18 protein-coding genes are annotated in these 20,089 nt (G+C 70.1%); 9 read left to right on the top strand and 9 right to left on the bottom strand.

All coding sequences use genetic code 11. The features are described 5' to 3' along the window. Nucleotides 1-103: 103 nt before the first annotated feature. Genes ACIBH4_RS09005 through ACIBH4_RS09020 form a run of 4 tightly spaced genes read right to left on the bottom strand, consistent with a single transcriptional unit; the run spans nucleotide 104 to nucleotide 4,278 of the window. The gene (locus ACIBH4_RS09005) at nucleotides 104-1,177 is read right to left on the bottom strand and encodes an alpha/beta hydrolase (protein WP_362502937.1); all 1,074 of its coding nucleotides are present in this window, start codon (nucleotides 1,175-1,177) and stop codon (nucleotides 104-106) included. A gap of 20 nt (nucleotides 1,178-1,197) precedes the next feature. Continuing rightward, on the bottom strand, nucleotides 1,198-2,325 hold the full coding sequence (gene alr, locus ACIBH4_RS09010; protein WP_362502940.1) for an alanine racemase: 1,128 nt from the start codon (nucleotides 2,323-2,325) through the stop codon (nucleotides 1,198-1,200). Beyond that, nucleotides 2,322-3,917 (bottom strand): NAD(P)H-hydrate dehydratase, encoded by a 1,596-nt coding sequence (locus ACIBH4_RS09015; protein WP_362502943.1) that lies wholly within the window; start codon nucleotides 3,915-3,917, stop codon nucleotides 2,322-2,324. The genes alr and ACIBH4_RS09015 overlap by 4 nt, the downstream gene beginning before the upstream one ends. A 10-nt stretch (nucleotides 3,918-3,927) precedes the next feature. After that, on the bottom strand, nucleotides 3,928-4,278 hold the full coding sequence (locus ACIBH4_RS09020) for a holo-ACP synthase (RefSeq protein WP_362502946.1): 351 nt from the start codon (nucleotides 4,276-4,278) through the stop codon (nucleotides 3,928-3,930). Nucleotides 4,279-4,459: 181 nt separating this feature from the next. Here ACIBH4_RS09020 and ACIBH4_RS09025 point away from each other — a divergent pair, with 181 nt between their 5' ends. Then, a complete protein-coding gene (locus tag ACIBH4_RS09025) occupies nucleotides 4,460-5,149 on the top strand; it encodes an SDR family NAD(P)-dependent oxidoreductase (RefSeq protein ID WP_362502949.1) in 690 nt (229 codons plus the stop codon). A 56-nt stretch (nucleotides 5,150-5,205) separates the two neighbouring features. On the opposite strand, the gene ACIBH4_RS09030 is transcribed toward ACIBH4_RS09025, so the two are convergent. Further along, entirely contained in the window at nucleotides 5,206-6,621 is a 1,416-nt protein-coding gene (locus ACIBH4_RS09030) for an alkaline phosphatase PhoX (protein ID WP_362762948.1), read from the bottom strand. A 176-nt stretch (nucleotides 6,622-6,797) separates the two neighbouring features. Then, the gene (gene glmS / locus ACIBH4_RS09035) at nucleotides 6,798-8,645 is read right to left on the bottom strand and encodes a glutamine--fructose-6-phosphate transaminase (isomerizing) (RefSeq protein ID WP_362503923.1); all 1,848 of its coding nucleotides are present in this window, start codon (nucleotides 8,643-8,645) and stop codon (nucleotides 6,798-6,800) included. Between the two features lie 155 nt (nucleotides 8,646-8,800). On the opposite strand from glmS, the gene coaA reads away from it, so the two are divergent. Next, entirely contained in the window at nucleotides 8,801-9,736 is a 936-nt protein-coding gene (gene coaA / locus ACIBH4_RS09040) for a type I pantothenate kinase (protein ID WP_362502954.1), read from the top strand. Between the two features lie 56 nt (nucleotides 9,737-9,792). Here coaA and ACIBH4_RS09045 read toward each other — a convergent pair whose 3' ends face one another. Together ACIBH4_RS09045 and ACIBH4_RS09050 are read right to left on the bottom strand one after the other, a co-directional pair. Next, nucleotides 9,793-10,572, bottom strand: a complete 780-nt coding sequence (locus ACIBH4_RS09045; RefSeq protein ID WP_362762945.1) for a class I SAM-dependent methyltransferase — start codon at nucleotides 10,570-10,572, stop codon at nucleotides 9,793-9,795. A gap of 180 nt (nucleotides 10,573-10,752) precedes the next feature. Next, complete coding sequence (locus ACIBH4_RS09050; RefSeq protein WP_362502960.1) at nucleotides 10,753-11,931, bottom strand: cytochrome P450; 1,179 nt, start codon at nucleotides 11,929-11,931, stop codon at nucleotides 10,753-10,755. A 551-nt stretch (nucleotides 11,932-12,482) separates the two neighbouring features. Here ACIBH4_RS09050 and ACIBH4_RS09055 point away from each other — a divergent pair. The 7 genes from ACIBH4_RS09055 to ACIBH4_RS09085 all read left to right on the top strand — a co-directional run bounded on the left by ACIBH4_RS09055 (nucleotide 12,483) and on the right by ACIBH4_RS09085 (nucleotide 19,289). Next, entirely contained in the window at nucleotides 12,483-13,064 is a 582-nt protein-coding gene (locus ACIBH4_RS09055) for a hypothetical protein (protein WP_362502963.1), read from the top strand. 111 nt (nucleotides 13,065-13,175) lie between these two features. Further along, nucleotides 13,176-14,126 carry a DUF389 domain-containing protein gene (locus ACIBH4_RS09060; RefSeq protein ID WP_362502966.1) on the top strand — a complete coding sequence of 317 codons (951 nt, stop codon included), beginning with the start codon at nucleotides 13,176-13,178 and terminating at the stop codon, nucleotides 14,124-14,126. A gap of 84 nt (nucleotides 14,127-14,210) precedes the next feature. Next, the gene (locus tag ACIBH4_RS09065; protein WP_362762943.1) at nucleotides 14,211-15,116 is read left to right on the top strand and encodes an ABC transporter ATP-binding protein; all 906 of its coding nucleotides are present in this window, start codon (nucleotides 14,211-14,213) and stop codon (nucleotides 15,114-15,116) included. Further along, nucleotides 15,109-15,999, top strand: coding sequence for an ABC transporter permease (locus ACIBH4_RS09070; protein WP_362762940.1), 891 nt, complete (start codon nucleotides 15,109-15,111; stop codon nucleotides 15,997-15,999). Before ACIBH4_RS09065 ends, ACIBH4_RS09070 begins: the two co-directional genes overlap by 8 nt. Then, nucleotides 15,996-16,910 carry an ABC transporter ATP-binding protein gene (locus ACIBH4_RS09075; protein ID WP_362502975.1) on the top strand — a complete coding sequence of 305 codons (915 nt, stop codon included), beginning with the start codon at nucleotides 15,996-15,998 and terminating at the stop codon, nucleotides 16,908-16,910. Before ACIBH4_RS09070 ends, ACIBH4_RS09075 begins: the two co-directional genes overlap by 4 nt. Nucleotides 16,911-16,912: 2 nt before the next feature. Next, nucleotides 16,913-17,629 (top strand): ABC transporter permease subunit, encoded by a 717-nt coding sequence (locus tag ACIBH4_RS09080; protein ID WP_362502978.1) that lies wholly within the window; start codon nucleotides 16,913-16,915, stop codon nucleotides 17,627-17,629. A gap of 46 nt (nucleotides 17,630-17,675) precedes the next feature. Beyond that, entirely contained in the window at nucleotides 17,676-19,289 is a 1,614-nt protein-coding gene (locus ACIBH4_RS09085; protein ID WP_362762938.1) for an ATP-binding protein, read from the top strand. Between the two features lie 40 nt (nucleotides 19,290-19,329). On the opposite strand, the gene ACIBH4_RS09090 is transcribed toward ACIBH4_RS09085, so the two are convergent. Then, the gene (locus ACIBH4_RS09090; protein WP_362762935.1) at nucleotides 19,330-20,031 is read right to left on the bottom strand and encodes a hypothetical protein; all 702 of its coding nucleotides are present in this window, start codon (nucleotides 20,029-20,031) and stop codon (nucleotides 19,330-19,332) included. Nucleotides 20,032-20,089: the final 58 nt, after the last annotated feature.

Genomic DNA, 20,089 nt, shown 5'->3' on the forward strand with positions numbered 1-20,089 from the left:
CATACCTTCCTGGGCCTCACGCGGTCTTCCAGGACTCCGCGCCGTCTCACGGCCCGGGCGCCCCGTCCGGGGGCTCACCGTGCGCCGTACGTGCGCCTCCGGCTCACCGGTCCCCGTCATCGGTGTCGCCCGTGTCCACCCGCTTGAGCAGATCGTGCAGAGCGTCGTTGACCACGGTAGGCCGCTCCAGCTGGACCAGGTGCGAACTTTCCGGAACCTCGGTGAACCGGGCGCTCGGCAGCGCCGCCGCCATCGCCCTGCTGTGCTCGACGGGCGTGAGCCAGTCCTTGTCGCCGACCATGATGCAGGTCGGGACCCCGTCCAGCACGCGCAGCGCGCTCAGCTTGTCGTGCGACATCAGCGCCGGGTAGAACTCGGCGATCACCTCGAACGGGGTGGAGCGGATCATCGACTCGACGAAGTCGACGACCGTGGGGCTGACGTTCTTGGAATCGCCGAAACCCAGGTAACGCAGGGCGAGGAAGGCCACGTCGTTGCCGACCTGGCGGCTCTTGTCGACCAGCGAGCCGCCGCGCCTCAGGATCGACACCGTGCCCGGCGTGACCTTGTGCACCGCCTTCGACAGCAGCGCGGGCAGGCCCAGGGAGATCTCGCCGAGTTTGCCGGTGGAGGTGGAGATCAGCGCCACACCCCTGATCCTGTCGCCGAACAGCTCCGGGTGCCGGTCGGCGAGCGCCATGATCGTCATACCGCCCATGGAGTGGCCGACGAGCACGCACGGGCCGGGCACCAGCGCCTCGATCACCTCGGCCAGGTCGTCGCCGAGCCGGTCGATCGAGCAGTCCTTCATCGGGATGCGCGGCGAGCGACCGTGGGAGCGCTGGTCCCACAGGACCAGACGGTGCTCGCCGCCCAGGTCGCGCCGCTGATAGTGCCAGGAGTCGAGGTTGAGCGTGTAGCCGTGGCAGAACACCACGGTCAGCGGAGCCTCCTCCTTCCCGTCGACCTCGACGTGCAGGGGAACGCCGTCGGAGGTGGTGACCGTGGTGGGATGGCCGCGCAGCTCTCCGAGCGGCTCGCTCGCCTCCAGGTCGGGGCGGAGCCTGATGCGTCCGACGGCGTACCGCTTGGCGAGGGCCCCGGCGGCCACTCCGGCCGACGCGACGCCGACGACCGCGCCCGCGATGCCGACCTTGCGCCGTCTGGTACTACTCATGCGCCCCCCTAAGCTTCCTTTCATCGGTAAACGCGCGGGACCCGCGAACCGATCCTGGTCACGATCTCATGCGTGATCGTGTCGAGGGAATCCGCCCACTCCTGAGCGGTGGGTTCGCCACGAGAACCGTCGCCGAACAGGATCACCTCGTCACCCTCCGTCAACGGGTCGTCCCCTACGTCGATCATGAACTGGTCCATGCAGACCCTGCCCGCGATCCGCCGCCTGCGGCCACCGGCCAGCACCTCCGCCACGTTGGTGGCGTGCCGTAGGACCCCGTCCGCATACCCGAGGGGGACGAGGCCAAGCGTCGTTTCCCGATCCGTGACGTACAGGTGCCCGTAGGAGACGCCCGACCTGGCAGGCACCCGTTTGACCAGCGCGATCCGCGCGACGAGCGTCATCGCCGGACGCAGCCCGAAACCTCCGAGCCGGGGCACGGGGCTCAGGCCGAAGGTCGCGATGCCCGGACGGACCAGGTCGTAGCGTGCCTGCGGCAGCGTCAGGATCGCCGCCGAGTTGGCGATGTGCCTGATGACGTGGGAGCCTCCGGCCCCGGCCTTCTCCGCGATGTGCAGCGCCTCGTCGAAGGCCGCCAGCTGGGCCGCGATGGACGGGTCTCCCGGTATGTCGGCGCAGGCGAAGTGGGACCAGAGCCCGACGATCTCGATCACGCCCTCGGCCTGATGCCGCAACGCCCGCTGGACCAGGGCTGCCCATTCCGCCGCCGTCGCGCCGCCGCGTGACATGCCGGTGTCGACCTTCAGGTGCACCCTCGCCGTCCCACCGGCCTCCGCGGCGGCGTCGGCGATCGCGTCGATCATCGAGACGGAGCTCGCCGACAGCTCGATGTCGTGCCCGACGGCCTGCTCAAGCGGCTCTCCCGGCGGGATGATCCACGCCAGGATCGGCGCGGTGATCCCGGCGGCCCTCAGTTCCAGGGCCTCGCGGATGTAGGCGGTGCCCAGCCGGCCCGCGCCGGCCTCCAGACAGGCGCGGGCCACGGGAACCAGCCCGTGCCCGTAGGCGTCGGCCTTGACCGCGACCATCATCTCGGCGCCGGGAGCGTGGCTCGCGAGCTGCCTCACGTTCTCACGAATCGCCGAGAGATCCACCCGTGCCTCGGCGGGAGTCATCGGGAAACTCATGACCCCAGTTTGGCAGGTGAGAGGCGATGCCGAGGCCCGCCGAGCAGGGAGCGCGCCACCTCCGGCAGGGCCTCGGCGACGTCCCAGGCGGTGAGAGGGCCGCCTCGACCGGCGATTCCGTGCAGGTGCGCGGCGCAGGAGGCCGCGTCGTACCCGCTCAGTCCCGCGGCCAGCAGCGCGCCCGCCAGACCCGCCAGCACGTCGCCGGTGCCGCCGGTCGCGAGCCAGGGGCTGCCGGTGAGGTTGATCCCGACCGGCCGGTCCTCCTCGGCGACCAGCGTGGTCGAGCCCTTGAGCAGCACGGTCACGCCCAGTTCCGCCGCCGCCCGCCGTACGCTCTCCAGGCGCCGCGCCTCGATCCGCTCCCTCGGCACGCCGATCAGGCGGGAGAGCTCGCCCGCGTGCGGGGTGATCAGGACCGGCGCGTCCCTGCGGAGCAGCGCCCTGTCCTGGGCCACCAGGGTGAGCGCGTCGGCGTCGACGAGCACGGGGACCTCGCTCGACAGCACGGAACGGGCGACGGCACGGGCCTCGTCGCCGGTGCCGAGGCCGGGGCCGAGCACCCACGCCTGCACGCGGCCCACCCTCTCGACCCCCTCTCCGGGGGCGAGCGTGGTGATCACGGCCTCCGGCCAGCGGGCCCGCACCTGGGCCACCGGTTCCGCGCCCCCCGCGTAGCGGACCATCCCCACCCCGGCCCGCAGCGCCCCGCCCACGGCCAGCACCGCGGCGCCGGTGTAGAGCTCGCTGCCCGCCGCGATCCCGACGACGCCCCGGCGGTACTTGTCGGAGGAGGCGTCGGGCCTGGGCAGCATCGCGGCAACGTCGGTGTCCGTCGGCGCGACCGCCTCGGGGGCGGGCAGGTAGGGGCCGAGGCCGATGTCCACGAGTTCCGTCCGGCCCGCGTGCCGGGAGCCGGGATCGACGAGCAACCCGATCTTCCACGCCCCGAACGTGACGGTGGCGTCCGCGACGACCGCAGGCCCCTCCACCCGGCCGCTGCTCGCGTCCACGCCGCTGGGCACGTCCACTGCGACGACCTCGCCGGGCGCGTCGTTCGCGAGCCGGGCGAGGGTCGCGTACGGCTCCCTGAGCGCCCCTGCCCCGCCGATCCCGAGCATGCCGTCCACGATCAGGTCCGCCGCGTCGAACAGGCCGCGAACGCGCGCACCCGCGGGATCCGCCGTGGCCACCGCGAGACCGGGCCCGTTTCCCGCGCCGTGGCCGGGACCGGGGCCGGAACCGGAACCGGGATCGTGGTTGTGGCCGGGATCGGGGTTCAGGCGGGTCACGCGACCGCCCGCGCGGCGCAGGGCCTCCAGGCCCGCCGCGTGGACGCGCGTACCGGCGAGGAGCGCGTCGACCCTCGCCCCCCTGGCCGCGAGACGGGCCCCGGCGTGGAGGGCGTCACCGCCGTTGTCGCCACCGCCGACGAGCAGCACAACGCGGGAGCCGTATACGCCGCCGAGCATCCTGGCGCAGATCACCGCGAGCCCGGTGGCCGCCCTCTCCATCAGGGCGCCCTCGGGCAGCGTCGCCATCAGTGCCGCCTCGGCCGCCCTGATCTGGTCGGAGGTGTACGCGGTCCGCATTCCACCGAATCTATCCCTCGGCGATCACGTAGGCGATCGCGACGCCCCCGTCGTGGGTGAGGGAGACGTGCCACCGGGCCACGCCCAGGGCCTCGGCGACGTCGGCCACCCGGCCGGTCACCCGCAGCTCGGGCCGCCCGTGCTCCCCGCTGAGCACCTCGGCGTCCAGGTGACGCAGTCCGGGAGGTGCACCCAGGGCCTTCGCGACGGCCTCCTTCGCCGCGAACCTGGCTGCCAAGGACTCCGTGGCCAGCCCGCTCTCCCCCTCGGTGAACAGGCGTCCCCGCAGCGCGGGCGTCCGCACCAGCGTCGCCTCGAACCTCGCCACGTCCACGACGTCGACACCGATACCAACGATCACCCTCCCAGGCTAGAAGAGAGGACCGGTGCCGTGACACCGCCCTGTCCCGATCGGACCCGGTCCCCGATGGAGCACGAATCGCCATACCCCGGGCTTCACCAGTGATCCGCAGGTCACTTCCAAGAAGCCCTGCCCAGACTGTGCGACCTCAACGGAGACTCCACCACAGGGGGAACAACCCATGAAGATCGCACTGGTCACCGGCGCGGGACGGGGCATCGGCCGGGAGATCGCCCGGCAACTCGCCGAGCGCGGGATGACCGTGTTCGCCGGGGTCCGCGACGAGAGCCAGGCGCCCGAGGGCACCCGTCCGCTGCCGCTCGACGTCACCGACGAGGCCGCGGCCCTGAACGCCGCCAAGACCATCGGTGAGGAGTTCGGGAAGCTCGATGTCCTGGTCAACAACGCCGCACTCTGCGGTGACTACGGCGTGGCCCCGGTGGACGTGACGGCCGGGCACATGCGGACCACCTACGAGGTCGGCGTGTTCGGGGTCGTCACGGTGACCCACGCGATGATCCCGCTGCTACGGGCCTCCGGTGAGGCCAGGATCGTGAACATGACGACCCGGCTGGGCTCGCTGACCCTCACCTCGGCCAGGGACGGCATCAACCCCGACTGGGCGATGCTGGCCTACAACTCCGCCAAGAGCGCGCTCAACGCGATCACCGTGCTCTACGCCAACGAGCTGGACGGATCCGGGATCCTGGTCAACGGCGTCGACCCCGGCCATTGCGCCACCGACCTGACCGGTCACACCGGAGCCCGCACGGCGGCCCAGGGCGCGGCGGTGGCCGTGCGGATGGCGACCCTCGACGGCGACGGCCCGACCGGCACGTTCAGCTCGGAGGACGGCCCTCTCCCCTGGTGACCGAGCCCTCCTGATTGCCGGGTTTCTCCGCCTCAGAACCCTCCACGACCTGGAGGTCAGAAGCCGCCGCGCTGCCAGGGGCCCCAGATGGCGAAGCTCGTCCCCTTGGCGGACTGAACGTTGACGTAGAGGGTGTGACCGCCGGGGCCGAAGGTCGAGCCGGCGAACTCGGCGCCGGAGTCGCCGCGGACGGGGGCGAGGCGGGAGAAGTCGAAGATCTCGCCCTGACGGGTGAGGCCGCGCAGGTAGTTGCCGCCCGCGCCGTCCTCGCAGAGGACCAGGGTGCCCCTGGGGCTGGCGGTGACGTTGTCCGGCAGGTCGAGGGTGACCGCGCCCGGCGACTCGTAGACGAGTTTGAGTCGCCCGCTCCACGTCTCGTACGCCCACACCTGGCCGCGCCCCTTGCCGAAGCCGCCCGGCGGGGTGTCGCCGGGCGCGGTCGCGCCGCCCTGGGTGGAGACGAAGTAGATCGTGCCGTGGTGGTTGATCGCCCCCTCCAGCCGGGAGAAGAGCGCCGCGCCCTTCGCCCTGCCCTGGTTGCCGACGGCCTGGAGGGCGAGGCTGTTGGCGGGGGTGCCGATGAAGGTGGGATCGGGGTCGTCGATGTCCACCCAGGTGGTCGCGTACGAGGCTCCCCTGGGCTGGCCGAGGGAGAGGTTCTTGCCGGGGGCGCCCCGCACGGCCAGCATCTGGAGCCGGCCGCCGTCGAGGATGCGGCGGGCCGTCAGCGGGTTCTTCGGGGGCAGGTAACGGTAGAAGCCGGAGGCGAAACCGAAGTTGTCCTCGGTGAGGTAGAGCGCGCCGGTGAACCCGTCGAACGCGACCGACTCGTGGGCGAACCGCCCGGCGTTCCTGATCGGCCCTCCGGCCTCGCCGTCGAGCGGGACCTCGAAGATGTAGCCGTGTTTGCGCGTGAGCCTGCCGTTGTCCTGGCCGGTGAAGTCGTCGCCCACGTCCGGCCCGTTCACGGTCTCCTCGCAACTCACCCAGGCGCCCCAGGGCATCGGGCCGCCCGAGCAGTTCATCTGGGTGCCGGTCAGGCTGGGGGCGGAGGTGAGCACCTTGCCGTAGCGGGTGACCCTGAGCGTCGAGGTGCCGCCGCCGGCCGCCGGATCGTAGGCCTTGGCCGGGTTTCCGAACGCGCCGACCGGGCCGTTGACCTCGTGGTTGCGGATGAGGATCGCGCTGCCGCCCGGCCCGCGGAACGCGGCCATGCCGTCGTGCCTGGAGGGGACGGCGGACCCGTCGCTGTACTTGTCACCGGCCGAGCTGAAGGACCGGTAGTGGAAGCCGTCGGGCAGGTGGAGGCGCACCACGCCGTCCCGCTCGTCCTTGACCGGCTTCAGCGGGCCGTACCCGGCCCCCGGGAGAATCTCCCCGTTCGCCCCCGCCCGCGCGACCCCCGCGAACGGCCCGGCCACCCCCAGCGCGGCCAGCGCGCCACCTCGGGCGAGGAAACGACGACGGTCCATCTTGCGGCTCCCTTGGATCCGGTGGATTCACGCCACGTTGATGCGCCTCAGTAAACCGTTATATGGCACATATCGACACTTAATGGGACAAGAAGAAGGGCAGACCCTATACCCACTTACGGCTGTGGGTAATCCATAGACTTATCCACAGGCTGTGGACAACGCACGGGGAGGGCTTACTCCACCGTGACCGACTTGGCGAGGTTGCGGGGCTGGTCGACGTCGTGCCCCTTGGCCGTGGCCAGCTCGCAGGCGAAGACCTGGAGTGGCACCGCGGCGACCAGCGGCTGGAGCAGGGTCGGCACGACCGGGATGTGGATCAGCGTGTCGGCGTAGCGCCCGACCGCGACATCCCCCTCCTCGGCGACGACGAGGGTCCTCGCCCCCCTCGCCCGGATCTCCTGGATGTTGGACACGATCTTGTCATGGATCACCCGCTGGCCGGACGGCGAGGGGACGACCACCACGACGGGGAGCCCTTTGTCGATCAGCGCGATCGGCCCGTGCTTCAGCTCACCCGCCGCGAAGCCCTCCGCGTGCATGTACGCCAGTTCCTTGAGCTTCAACGCCCCCTCCAGCGCGACGGGAAAGCCTACGTGCCGCCCCAGGAAGAGCACGCACCGCTCGTCGGCGAGCGACCTGGCCAGCGCGCGGACCGGCTCGACGGTCGAGAGGACCTCGCTCACCTTCGACGGCGCCTCCGCCAGCCGGTCGACGATCTGGGTGATCTCGTCGCCGTACTTCGTCCCCCTGACCTGGGCGAGATAGAGCGCCACCAGATAGCACGCCACCAGCTGGGTGAGGAACGCCTTGGTGGAGGCCACCGCGACCTCCGGGCCCGCGTGCGTGTAGAGGACGGCGTCGGACTCGCGGGAGATCGTGGAACCGTTCACGTTGCAGACCGCCAGCACCCGCGACCGCTGCCCGCGCGCGTGCCGTACCGCCATGAGGGTGTCCATGGTCTCGCCCGACTGGCTGATCACGATCACCAGCGTGTCCCGGGTGAGGATCGGGTCGCGGTAGCGGAACTCGCTCGCCACCTCGACCTCGCAGGGCAGCCGAGCCCAGTGCTCGATGGCGTACTTCGCGATGAGCCCGGCGTGGTAGGAGGTCCCGCAGGCGACCAGAATGATCTTGTTGATGTCACGTAGCTCCTGGTCGGACAGTCGCATCTCGTCCAGCACCAGCCGGCCGTCCTCGCCGACCCTGCCGAGCAGCGTGTCGGCGATGGCCCGGGGCTGCTCGGCGATCTCCTTGAGCATGAAGTGGTCGTGGCCGTCCTTCTCGGCGGCCGAGGCGTCCCAGTCGACGTGGTAGTCACACGTCACGGCCGGGAGGCCCTGGAAGTCGGCGACCGTGATCTTCGAGGGGCGCAGCTCGACCACCTGGTCCTGGCCCAGCTCCACCGCCTCGCGCGTGTACGCGATGAACGCCGCCACGTCCGAGCCGAGGAAGTTCTCCCCGTCGCCCCTGCCGATGACCAGCGGCGAGTTGCGCCGCGCCCCCACCACCACGTCGGGCTCGTCGGCCGAGACCGCGAGCAGGGTGAACGCCCCCTCCAGCCGCAGGCAGACCCGGCGCATCGCCTCCATGAGCCCTCCGGCGGCGAACCGCTCCAGCAGGTGCGCCACCACCTCGGTGTCGGTCTCGGAGACGATCCGGTGCCCCGCGTTCTCCAGTTCGGCCCTGAGCGCGGCGAAGTTCTCGATGATCCCGTTGTGGATGACCGCGATCCGCCCTTCGCAGTCGGTGTGCGGATGGGCGTTGCGGTCGGTGGGGGCCCCGTGGGTGGCCCATCGGGTGTGCCCGATCCCCGTCGTCGCCGCGGCCGGCGGTGTGGGACGTGAGATCAGCGCCGAGCGCAGGTTGGCCAGTTTCCCCGCCCGCTTCTCCACGACCAGGCCGTCCGCTCCGACCAGAGCGATCCCCGCCGAGTCGTATCCCCGGTACTCCAGCCGGCCCAGCCCCTCGACCGCGACCTCGATCGCCTGGCGCTGTCCCGTATATCCCACTATTCCGCACATTGTCATACCCCCTCCCTGAGAGATCGTCCGGCGCGTCTATGGAGAACCCCCTGGACAGGCCAAGAATCCCGTCCGGTGCCCCACCGGGATCCGATTCCCGACGGACCAACACCCGCCAAGAACCCGCTCCCGACGGATCAGTAGGCTCTCTGAACATGGCCAACGGTTTGGACACCGCGACACCGTACGTGCAGCTCAGCCGGGCTCAGTGGAGCGAACTCCGCAAGAACACGCCCCTCACGCTCACCGAGGACGAGCTGGAGGAACTGCGCGGCGTCGACGACCCGATCGACCTGGCCGAGGTCACCGACATCTACCTGCCGCTCACCCGGCTGCTCAACCTCCACTTCACCGGGGCCAGGCAGCGCAGCGCGGCGCTCAACACCTTCCTCGGCGGCGGGCGCAGGGCGGCCCCGTACGTCCTGGGCATCGCGGGGAGCGTCGCGGTCGGCAAGTCGACCACGGCCCGGCTGCTGCACACCCTGCTGGCCCGCTGGCCCGAGCACCCCCGGGTGGACCTGATCACCACCGACAGCTTCCTCTTCCCCAACGAGGTCCTCACCGCGAGGGACATCATGCACAGGAAGGGCTTTCCCGAGAGCTACGACCGGCGGGCCCTGGTCAGGTTCGTCGCCGACGTCAAGGCGGGCCTTCCGGAGGTGACGGCCCCGGTCTACAGCCACCTGGAGTACGACATCGTGCCCGGCGCGACCCAGACCGTGCGCCGCCCCGACATCCTCATCGTCGAGGGCCTCAACGTCCTGCAGCCCGCCCCGCCCACCGCCCTCGCGATCAACGACTACTTCGACTTCTCCATCTATGTGGACGCCAAGGTCGAGCACATCCGCGACTGGTACGTGGACCGCTTCCACAAGCTCCGCCGTACGGCCTTCGAGGACCCGAAGTCCTACTTCAAACATCTCGCGGACCTGTCGGAGGAGGAGGCGACCGACTTCGCCAGAAATATCTGGCGCGACATCAACGAGCGCAACCTCGTCGAGAACATCGCCCCCACCAGAGGCCGGGCCGACCTCGTCCTCCACAAGGACGCCAACCACTCCATCCAGCGCGTTCGCCTCCGCCGCATCTGATCGGAAACGACGGCCGCGCGGCTCGGACGAGGCACCGGTTCGATGTCCGGGGAGACTCAGTCGGCCCGGCGGGCGACGTACAGGATCCGGTCATGGCCGTCCTCGTCGGCCGGCTCCCGCGCCGACGTCCCCACCAGCCCGCGGGTGGCCACGACGCGCAGCCCGGCCCGCTCGGCCACCCGGCGCACCGTCCGGTCGGAGCGGTGCCGCTGCACGTGCCGCATCGACACCCGCTCCCAGCCCGCGCCGGCCCGCTCGAACAGGTCGAACTGGGTGACCACGACCGCGTCGGCCTCGATCCGCGGTGACGCCGCGAACCACGCCACGTACCGGTCCCCGCGGTCGGCGACCGTCGGGACGCCGAACGTACGCCGGTAGTAGCCGATGGTGCTCAGGTCGAAGATCAGCACCCCGTCCCCCGCGAGCTGGTCGCGCGCCGACGCCAGCGCCCGCCGCAGCTCGTCCGTGCCGGTCAGGTACGCCATCGGCAGGTCCACGCAGGCGACCACGTCGAAGCCGGTCAGCCCCGGCGGGGGCTCCTGCAGCCGTCCCACCAGGAACCGGATGTCCTCGGCTCCGGGTCTGCTCCCGGCCATCGCCACCATCGCCGGGGACAGGTCGTAGCCGGTCACCTCGAACCCCCGCTCGCGGAAGGCCACGCTGCTGCGGCCGGTCCCGCACCCGGCGTCCAGCAGCCGCCGCCCGCCCGTACCGTACAGGTCCGCCATCTCCACGTAGCGGTCCACCAGGGTGGCGGTGTCCATCCGCGCGTTCAGCTCGTCGTACCGTGCCGCGACGCTCTCGTACGCCGCCAGCGTCTCGTCCACATCCGTCATGAGCGCCTCCCTGAGCGCGGACGTCCCGTCGGGGGCCGCGCCGGGCCGTCGGGGGCCGGGCGCGGCCGGGGGAGAGAGTCTTACCAGATGAACCATGCCTGCCGGTTGACCCGGCGGCCGGTAACACGGCGCAGCAACTTCCTCATGGAGTTCACCTCCTTTCCTGGTGGTCGCTGGCGGTCAGGGCCTGATGGGGGTCCGGCGCAGCTGGAACGGGGGCGGGGTGATGATGCCCGCGACGTGGGGGCGCCCGTGGCCGCCGCGCACCTCCAGGCGGGCGCCGTCGCTCACGGCGGTGAGCAGGCCGGTGGCCAGGGTCTGCGCGACAGCGGCCCCTGCGCAGGTGAACGGGCCGCCGCCGAAGGGCAGGTAGGCCCCGCGGGGGCCGGGGCCGTCCCACCGGCCGGGCCGGAACCGGGTGGCCTGCGGCCAGTGCCGCTCGTCGCGGTGCAGCAGGTAGACGCAGACCGACACGCTCTCCCCCGGCTCCAGCCGCACGCCGCCGATCCGGTGGGCTCGGTGTACCGGGCGGCCCAGCAGCCATGCCACCGGCCACAGCCGCAGCGACTCCCGTACGGCCGCCTCCGCGGGCACGTCCGCCAGGTCGACGCCGTGGGTGGCGGCCGCCAGCAGCGCCCAGCCGACCACGTGGCCCACCGGCGCCACCGAGGTCCGGAACAGCAGGAGGTACACCTGGGCGACCTGCGCGGCGGGCGTGTCAGGCGGGGTGGATCCGAGCACGGCGTCCAGCAGGTCGCCGGGGCGACCGGGACCCAGACCGGCCCGACCGGCCCGGCGGGCGCGTACCTCGCCGGCGACCGCCCGCACCACGCGCGCCCACAGCGCCGTCCGCGCCGCGCGTGCCAGCCGGCCGCCGGGACGGATCAGGACGTCGCGCTCCACCACTCGCGTCATCAGCTCCCGCAGCGCCGGCGGGCTGTCCGGGCGCAGCAGCGCCTCGGCCAGGAACCGGTGCGCGGCGGTGCGCCCGGCCGACGGCCACTCGCTGACCTCCCCCAGCCCCGCCACGACGGCGGGCAGCCGCTCGCGGTGGGCGGCCAGGTGGGCGCGCACCGTCGCCCGCGCCGCGCGCCCGATGGCGACCTGCGTCTCCCGCGGCCCCAGCCGTCCGCCGCGGACATGGAAGAAGTCGGACACCTCGTCGTAGTGGCCTTCCTCGTTGTGCAGCACCCGCAGGGCCTCGACCGGGTCGGCCACGCACAGTGACCCGTCGTCGGGCAGTCGGAACACCGGGCCGTGCTCGCGGGCCGCCCACTCGACGAACCCCAGCGGGTCGCGGCGGTACCGGCGCGCCGCGCCACCGGAAGCGGTCCGATCCGATTCGCCGGCCGTCGCCATCCCACCCCCATGCCGTCCGTGACCTCGGGTGCACGCGCGGGTGGTGCCGTCCACGCGCCCCGCCGGGACAGGCGCCGCCCGTCACCTTCGCCGGGCGGGCGACCGGGCCTTGGGGCCCGCCGGTAGGCGGCGACGACGAAAAGGGCGACACCACACCAGGAACAGCGGAAGCCTATACCTGCGAGTCATTCTCAATGGTCATTGAGTGAACGATGGGAAATATCAGTGTTTTATTGACAGAATTGGTTGAATAAACGTCGCGGAGGTATCCTCCGAATAGGTCGTCCGTTCCCGCTCAGGCACGGCGAGAACGCACGTCCACCCCTTCCCTGAAACCGGAAGACGAGATGCGATCAGTAACCGCCCGAATACAGATTCGCACGTCAGAGCCATGATCATGACACAGCGGACCTTCGGCGTGACACCCCGTTACCTTTCCGGCCCTCATTTCGGCCACTCACCCATCGAAGGCAAAAAACTTCCCCGCCTGCGGTTATGCATGCCGTAACAGCACCAAGCCCCGGCCAGAAGAGTAGATTAGTATCTAATATGTGAGTATCTCATCTCATGGTCCGCTGAAGCTGAGCGTCGGCGCGAGCACCGGCATGAAGATCGGTGCCATACTTCTCACCGTCCCCTTCGTCGGCTTCCCACTGTTCGCGATCTCGAATATCGAGCGGGCCGTCGGATTCTCCCTCGACGACCCCTCTCTGATCCTGATGCTGCCCTTCGCCGTGGTCATGGTGGTTTTCCTCATCGTCCTCCTCGGCATCCTCCGCTTTCGTGCGGAGATGGAAGGAGGCGTCGTGGAGGTCCACGGCGCGTTCACGACGCGCAGGGTGGATCTCGCGCGGGCCCGCGTCTGGCTGGACTCCTTCCCCGAGTGCTCAAGGGCCCGTGACCTGACCGGCCACCGGCTCCCCTACCTGTACCTGTACGCCCAGGAGCAGGGCGGCCGCAAAATCCTGCTGCGGCTGCGCGCGGCGCACGCCCTCCTGCCGCCGTACCAACTGAAGGCCCTCGCGGACGCCATCGAGTCGGACCACCGGACCGGCCAGGACGCCGAGCGGGCCTCCCGCACTGCCGACCTGCTCCGGCGCCTGAGCGCCGACCCCGCCCTCAAGGTTCCCTGACGGGCTCCGCGCCCACACCGGCCCGGGCAGTCGGAAACCTGGAAAGAGGCGGACAACGACCGTACGGCTTCTGGCTTCAGCGTGCCGGGATCCAGGTCCTAGGGTTGGCCCGTGCTGCATCTACGTGTGATCACTCCCGCGGAGCTGACGGACAAGGTGCTGAAGGTGCTCGACGAGTGCGTCGGCGTCCTCAACATCGTCCTGTTCCCCGGTGTCGCGCGCTCCCCCGCCGGGGACCTCGTCCAGTTCGACATCGCCCGTGAGGCCGCCAACCAGGTGATCGAGCGGCTCCAGGAGCTCGGCCTCCACACGAAGGGTTCGATCGCGGCCGAGCAGATCGACCTGTCGATCTCACAGGCGGCCGAGCGCGCCCAGGAGGAGGCACCCGGCGACAGCGACGACGCCGTGGTCTGGGCGGAGTTCGCCCAGCGGGTCGACGAGGACACCCGGCTCACCTGGGCCTTCCTCGCGTTCCTCACGATCGCCACGCTGCTCGCGGCGATCGGCGTGATCGTCAACTCACCGATCCTCATCATCGGCGCGATGGTGCTGGGACCCGAGTTCGGCGCGATCGCGGCCATCTGCTTCGGCCTGCTCCGTACCGACGGGAACCTCATCGGCCGCGCGGCCAGGACCCTCGTCCTGGGCTTCGCCGTCGCCATCACGATCACCTTCGTCTGTGCGCTGGCCGCGCGAGGGCTCGGCTGGATCGGCGTGGGCACCCTCGCGACCGGGCACGAGGAGATCGAGTTCATCGTGAAGCCCGACAGGTGGTCGTTCATCGTCGCGCTGCTCGCGGGGGCCGCCGGGGTGCTCTCGGTCACCGCGGGCAAGTCCTCGGCCCTGGTCGGCGTCTTCATCTCGGTCACCACGGTCCCCGCCGCCGGATACTTCGCGGTCGCCGCCGCGCTCGCCCGCTGGGGCGACATGGCCGCCTCCGCCGTCCAGCTCGGGGTGAACGTCGCGGGTATGGTCATCTCCGGTGTGGTGACGCTGCTCGTCCAGAGGGCCTACTGGTCCCGGTTCGGCATGCGGCTGCCGGCGCGCCCGGGTGGGAGATAACAGCTGAGAATTGGCCTTTCGGACGAGGGGAGACTCCTTCGCATGACGGAGGTGCGCACCTGCGGCGACGGATAGTGTCCGAGCATGACTATCCTCGCCACCGAGGGACTAACCAGACGTTTCCCCCGGGTGACGGCGCTCGACCAGCTCACCGTCACCGTCGGCTCCGGTGTGACCGGCCTGGTCGGCGCCAACGGCGCGGGCAAGTCCACGCTGATCAAGATCCTCCTCGGCCTCCTCGAACCCAGCGCGGGCGGTGCCCAGGTGCTGGGCATGGACGTGACGACCAAGGGCGCGGAGATCCGCCGGATCGTGGGCTACATGCCCGAGCACGACTGCCTGCCACCCGACCTGTCCGCCACCGAGTTCACCGTGCACATGGCCCAGATGTCCGGCCTGCCGCGCACCGCGGCCCGCGAGCGCGCCGCCGACGTCCTGCGCCACGTCGGGCTGTACGAGGAGCGCTACCGGGCGATGGGCGGCTACTCCACCGGCATGAAGCAGCGCGTCAAGCTCGCCCAGGCCCTGGTGCACGACCCGCGCCTGGTCCTGCTCGACGAGCCCACCAACGGCCTCGACCCCCGGGGCCGCGACGAGATGCTCGCGCTCATCCGCAGGATCGGCTCGGAGTTCGGCATCAGCGTGCTCGTCACCTCCCACCTGCTGGGCGAACTGGAGCGGGTCTGCGACCACGTCATCGTGATCGACGGCGGCAAGCTGCTGCGCTCCTCCTCCATCGGGGACTTCACCCAGATCACCCAGACGGTGACCGTCGAGGTCGAGGAGGGCCAGGACGCGCTGGCGGCCCGCCTCACCGAACTGGGCGAGACCGTCACCCCGCACGGCAGGATGCTGCTCGTCCACGTCCGCGCGCCGGAGACCTTCGACGCGCTCCGCGACGCCGTCTGCGACCTCGACCTCTGCCTCGTACGCGTGGAGCAGGGCCGCCAGCGCATCGAGGACGTCTTCAGGGAGCCCGTCAATGTCTGAGTCCGTCTCCGAACCCACGGGTGTCATCCACGACATCGGATACCGCCACTACGAGGGGGCTCGGCTCGGCCGCGGCCAGGCCGCCGTCGCGCTCACCGTGCACAGCCTGCGCGGGATCTTCGGGCTCGGGCGCACCGCCCGCTCGAAGATCATCCCATTCGTGCTCCTGGGCGTGATGCTCCTGCCCGCGGTCGTCTCCATCGCGGCCATGGCGCTGATCAAGCAGGAGGGGATGCGCTACAGCGAGTACGCCATCGTCATGCAGGCCGTGCTCGCGATCTTCCTCGCCTCGCAGTCGCCGTACACCGTCGCGCCCGACCTGCGCTTCCGGGTGCTGCCGCTCTATCTGTCGCGCCCGGTGACGATCTGGGACTACGTCGGCGCGAAGCTCGCGGCGATGACGACCGCGATGTTCCTGCTGCTCGCGGTGCCGCTCACCGTGCTCTACATCGGCGAGGTGGTCATCGACCTGCCCGGCGACACGCACACCTTCGAATACCTCACCGCCATGGTCGGCGCGCTCGGCTACGCGCTGCTGCTCGCCTGCCTCGGCGTGGCCATCGCCTCGTTCACCCCCAGGCGCGGCCTGGGCGTGGCCTCCGTCATCGCCTTCTACCTGCTCGCCTCCGCCGTGTCGACCGTGCTGTTCGCGACGCTGGAGTCGATGGGCAACGACGGCGCCGCCGCGTGGGCCTGGCTGATCAACCCCTTCTTCCTGGTGGACGCCGCCATCCACGTCGGAATCTTCGGGGCGGAGCCCAGCGCGGGCGTCATCTACCCCGAGAGCGGTGGAACCCTGGTCGCGGGAGCGATCATGATCGCACTCATCGCCCTGTCCCTCACGGCCCTGATCGCGCGCTACCGTAAGGCGGCCTCCCGATGAAGATCGAACTGGCCCAGGTGTCCCGGTGGTACGGCAACGTGGTCGCCGTCAACGACATCACCATGACCGTCGGCCCCGGCGTCACCGGACTGCTCGGCCCGAACGGCGCGGGCAAGTCCACGCTGCTCCACATGATGGCCGGTTTCCTGCCCCCCTCGGGCGGCACCGTCACCCTCGACGGCGACCGCATCTGGCGCAACCACCAGATCTACCGCTCCATCGGCCTGGTCCCCGAGCGCGAGGCCGTCTACGGCTTCCTCACCGGCTGGCAGTTCGTGCTGTCCAGCGCCAGGCTGCACCGTCTGCCCAATCCGGACGACGCGGCGCGCAAGGCCCTCGCCCTGGTGGAGATGGAGAGCGCCAAGGACCGCAGGATCGAGACGTACTCCAAGGGCATGCGCCAGCGCGTCAAGGTGGCCGCGGCGCTCGTCCACGACCCGCAGGTCCTGCTGCTCGACGAGCCGTTCAACGGCATGGACCCGCGCCAGCGCCTGCACCTGATGGACCTGGTCCGCTCCATGGGCACCGCGGGCAAGACCATCCTGTTCAGCTCGCACATCCTGGAGGAGGTGGAGCGGGTCGCCCAGCACATCGAGGTCCTCGTCGCCGGACGCCACGCCGCCTCAGGGGACTTCCGCGAGATCCGCCGCCGGATGACCGACCGCCCCCACCTGTTCAAGGTCCGCTCCAGCGACGACCGCCGCCTCGCGTCCGCACTGATCGCCGACGCCTCCTCGGGCTCCGTCTCGCTGACCGAGACGGGCCTGGAGGTGCACGCCGTCGACTTCCGGCGCTTCACCTGGCTGCTGCCCAGGGTCGCCAGGGACGCGAACGTCCGGATCATGCAGGTCTCCCCCGCCGACGAAGACCTGGAGAGCGTCTTCTCCTACCTGATCAACAGGAGCAGCTGACCATGAACGGTGTCATCGCCGGAATCTCCTACCGGGCGCTCCTCGGCCGCCGCCGGATCTGGCTGCTGATCATGCTGCCCGTCGTGCTGATCTCCATGGCCGCGCTGATGAGGTTCATCGGCGCCGCCGACGAGCGGACCGCCGTCGCGCTCATGCAGACCTTCGCCATCGGCACCATGCTGCCGCTGCTCGGCCTCATCGCGGGAACCGGGGTGATCGCTCCCGAGATCGACGACGGCACGATCATCCACCTGCTGTCCAAGCCGATCTCCCGCTCGGTGATCGCCCAGACCAAGTTCGTGGTCGCCGCCTCGATGCTCGCGCTGTTCGCCGCCGTACCGACCTTCGTCGCGGCCTACATCCTCGTCAACCTCGAATCCGGCATCGCGTACGGCTTCGCGCTCGGCTCTCTCGTCGGCGGGATCGCGTACGCGGCGGTGTTCATGCTGCTGGGCGTGCTGACCAGGCACGCGGTCACGATCGGCATCGTCTACGCGCTCGTCTGGGAGGGCGTGGTCGGCAACTTCGTCCCCGGCGCCCGCAGGTTCTCCATCCAGCAGTGGGCCCAGACGATCGCCGACCAGATCTCCTCCTCCGCGTTCTTCTCCACCGAGATCACCCTCGGCTTCGCCGTACCGGCCCTGATCGTCGTCACCATCGGCGCGGTCGTCTGGGCGGGCATCCGCCTGCGGAGCTTCTCCCTCACCGGCGACGAGTGACCGCGTGCGCGCCCTCTGTCGTGGAGGGCGCGTGTACGGTTTCCCTATGAAGTCCCGCCTGGTGGCACTACGCCTCACCGAGTTCAAGACCTTCCGTGACGCGTTACTTCCTCTTGGCGAGACGACCACGCTCATCGGCCGCAACAGCAGCGGGAAGTCCAATGCCCTGGACGGGCTTGAAGTCCTCTCCCGGCTGGCCTCGGGAGCGGATCTCGTCGACGCGCTGGACAGCAGGCGAGGCGACGAGGGCCCCCTTCGCGGGGGCATAGAAGGGTGCCCTCCCCATGGGGCGGACCGATTTCAGCTGGGGTGCAGCATCCTGGCTCCTGACCGGCTCGGCAAAGGGTATTTCTACGTCAACCTTGATGTTGGAATCCAACTCCATCCGGAACCGGAGATCATCGGTGAGACTCTCACCGGCTTCTCAGGTAAAAACCGTTCGACGCGGAACCCATTGGGCCGAGTAGAGCACGACCTCCTCAGAACAACGGACCCGAATCCGGGAACCGGCAGCATCGAGGCCACCTGGTACAACGGCCGCCGGGGGCGAGACCCCAAGGCGCCGTTCCGCTCCACCCGACTCCTCACGAGCCAGCTTCCCTTCCGGCTCGCGGGCGAGACGGAGGCCGAGCAGCGTGTCATCACCGCTGCTGAGGACATACTGGAGACGCTTCGCGGGGTCTTCCATCTTGATCCCGTTCCCCACCTCATGCGGCAGTACGTTCCCAGTCGTGACATCCGGCTGCGCCGAACCGCGGAGAATCTCCCTGCGGTGATCAACCATATGAGGGAATACGACCCCCAGCGTTTCCGACAGCTTGTCACCCGTGTGCAAAGCCTCGTCGAGTACGAGATAACCGGGATTGAGATCATTCGTTCGCAGCTCAATGACGTGATGCTGGCCCTCAGGGAGGAGGAGGCCATCACACCGGCCAGAGAGATGAGCGACGGCCTGCTGAGATTCGCGGCCATCGCCACCAGCCTGCTCCGACAGGGGCAAGACCTTGACCTCGACGGACGCGGGGCGGCGGACGACAACAGGTCTCCCACCCTGGTCATCGAGGAGTTGGAGAACGGCCTACATCCCTCCCAGGCCACTCAGATCCTCGATCTCGTCAGGCAGGCCACCGAAGACCAAGCGTCCCAGGTGATCTTCACGACCCACAGCCCCGCCCTGCTCTCGGCACTGCGGGCGGAAGAGCACCAACATGTCGTCGTCTGCTCTCGTGACCCTGCCACGGGACTCTCCCACCTCAGAAAACTCCCGGAGATGGAGGGATATCCCGGCCTGATGGCCCAGGGCGACCTCGGTACGGTCGTCACCTCCGGCCTGCTGGAGCATGCCCCCGTCCCGGATCGCGACTTCACCGAGTTCGGCCGGCTCCGCAGGCAGCATGCCGACAAGCTGAGCGATCTTCTCAAACTCGTCATCAGCGGCCGGGCACCATGGGTGCTACACACCGTCGAGTGGGGAGAGGACTTCCTGCGATCGCTTCTCGCGGGAGCGGGAACCGGGACACCATTCTCCGATCATGTAATGTCCAAACTCGGACTGGGAGACCTCTGCATCCTGACCGAGCGGGAGCTCTACCGCACGAGGGTCGTCAATGTGGAGGTCGGCATCTGGAGCCTGGACGCGCGGCTTCGGTCACACTCCTGAGCAACGGAGCACGGCCCCCCGTACTCCGTTGCTCTGATCGTTACGAGGACGGCTCCCGCAGGTGGCGGCCGCGCCTGGAGCGGCGGAGGAGCAGTAGCCCGGCCAGTACCAGGACCGACAGCGCGGCAGCAGCGCCCATGCCCACGTACCCCAGGCGACTCGACACGGGGTGAGCCGCCACGTGTGCGGCCTCGGCCGCCGCCGCGCCGGCCGGCAACCGGTCGGAGTGGGTGGCGCAGACGATCGGCTTGTCGCTTCCCTCGGTGCTCGCACAGGCGATGCTGGCCAGGCGCAGGAGGTCCTCCGGCGTGGCCCCCACCTCCGCGACGGTGTGGAAGGTGGCCTCCTTGCCGGGCGGCACGTCGACGCTCCAGCGGACCTGCCCCTTCGAGGCCGAGCCCCGGCCGTCCGCCGAGACGAACCTGAGGCCGGTCGGCAGGGTCTGGGTGAGGTCGAGCTCACGTACCCGGGCCGCGCCGGTGTTACGGACCTTGACGGTATAGGTGAGCCGGTCCCCCTCCTCGGCGGTGGTCCGGCCGTTGTCGATGCTGATGCTCAGGCTGGGTACGCCTCCGGCCGCCGCCTTCCCGCCCCTGCTCTCGGGACCCTCGGGGTGCGGTTTGAGTACGGACGCGGCCGATGACGGTGCGGCGAGGGCGACGACCATGGCCACGCCGAGCCCGCAGATAGCCGCAGCGCGCCGTGGGCCGCTGGCAGGACGGGTCATCACGATCGATGCCATGGCTTTCTCCTTCACGTTGCTCGTGTACAAGGTGAGTGGTGTGCGATGCCTCGGTGAC

The sequence above is a fragment of the Streptosporangium sp. NPDC050284 genome, from assembly GCF_044459525.1.
Classification (GTDB): Bacteria; Actinomycetota; Actinomycetes; order Streptosporangiales; family Streptosporangiaceae; genus Streptosporangium.

Coding starts and splice junctions, on each gene's coding strand:
- glmS (WP_362503923.1), bottom strand. CDS start 8,645: ATGTGCGGAATAGTGGGATATACGGGACAGCGCCAGGCGATCGAGGTC.
- ACIBH4_RS09090 (WP_362762935.1), bottom strand. CDS start 20,031: ATGGCATCGATCGTGATGACCCGTCCTGCCAGCGGCCCACGGCGCGCT.
- ACIBH4_RS09080 (WP_362502978.1), top strand. CDS start 16,913: ATGAACGGTGTCATCGCCGGAATCTCCTACCGGGCGCTCCTCGGCCGC.
- alr (WP_362502940.1), bottom strand. CDS start 2,325: ATGAGTTTCCCGATGACTCCCGCCGAGGCACGGGTGGATCTCTCGGCG.
- coaA (WP_362502954.1), top strand. CDS start 8,801: ATGGCCAACGGTTTGGACACCGCGACACCGTACGTGCAGCTCAGCCGG.
- ACIBH4_RS09075 (WP_362502975.1), top strand. CDS start 15,996: ATGAAGATCGAACTGGCCCAGGTGTCCCGGTGGTACGGCAACGTGGTC.
- ACIBH4_RS09065 (WP_362762943.1), top strand. CDS start 14,211: ATGACTATCCTCGCCACCGAGGGACTAACCAGACGTTTCCCCCGGGTG.
- ACIBH4_RS09045 (WP_362762945.1), bottom strand. CDS start 10,572: ATGACGGATGTGGACGAGACGCTGGCGGCGTACGAGAGCGTCGCGGCA.
- ACIBH4_RS09025 (WP_362502949.1), top strand. CDS start 4,460: ATGAAGATCGCACTGGTCACCGGCGCGGGACGGGGCATCGGCCGGGAG.
- ACIBH4_RS09085 (WP_362762938.1), top strand. CDS start 17,676: ATGAAGTCCCGCCTGGTGGCACTACGCCTCACCGAGTTCAAGACCTTC.
- ACIBH4_RS09030 (WP_362762948.1), bottom strand. CDS start 6,621: ATGGACCGTCGTCGTTTCCTCGCCCGAGGTGGCGCGCTGGCCGCGCTG.
- ACIBH4_RS09015 (WP_362502943.1), bottom strand. CDS start 3,917: ATGCGGACCGCGTACACCTCCGACCAGATCAGGGCGGCCGAGGCGGCA.
- ACIBH4_RS09050 (WP_362502960.1), bottom strand. CDS start 11,931: ATGGCGACGGCCGGCGAATCGGATCGGACCGCTTCCGGTGGCGCGGCG.
- ACIBH4_RS09070 (WP_362762940.1), top strand. CDS start 15,109: ATGTCTGAGTCCGTCTCCGAACCCACGGGTGTCATCCACGACATCGGA.
- ACIBH4_RS09005 (WP_362502937.1), bottom strand. CDS start 1,177: ATGAGTAGTACCAGACGGCGCAAGGTCGGCATCGCGGGCGCGGTCGTC.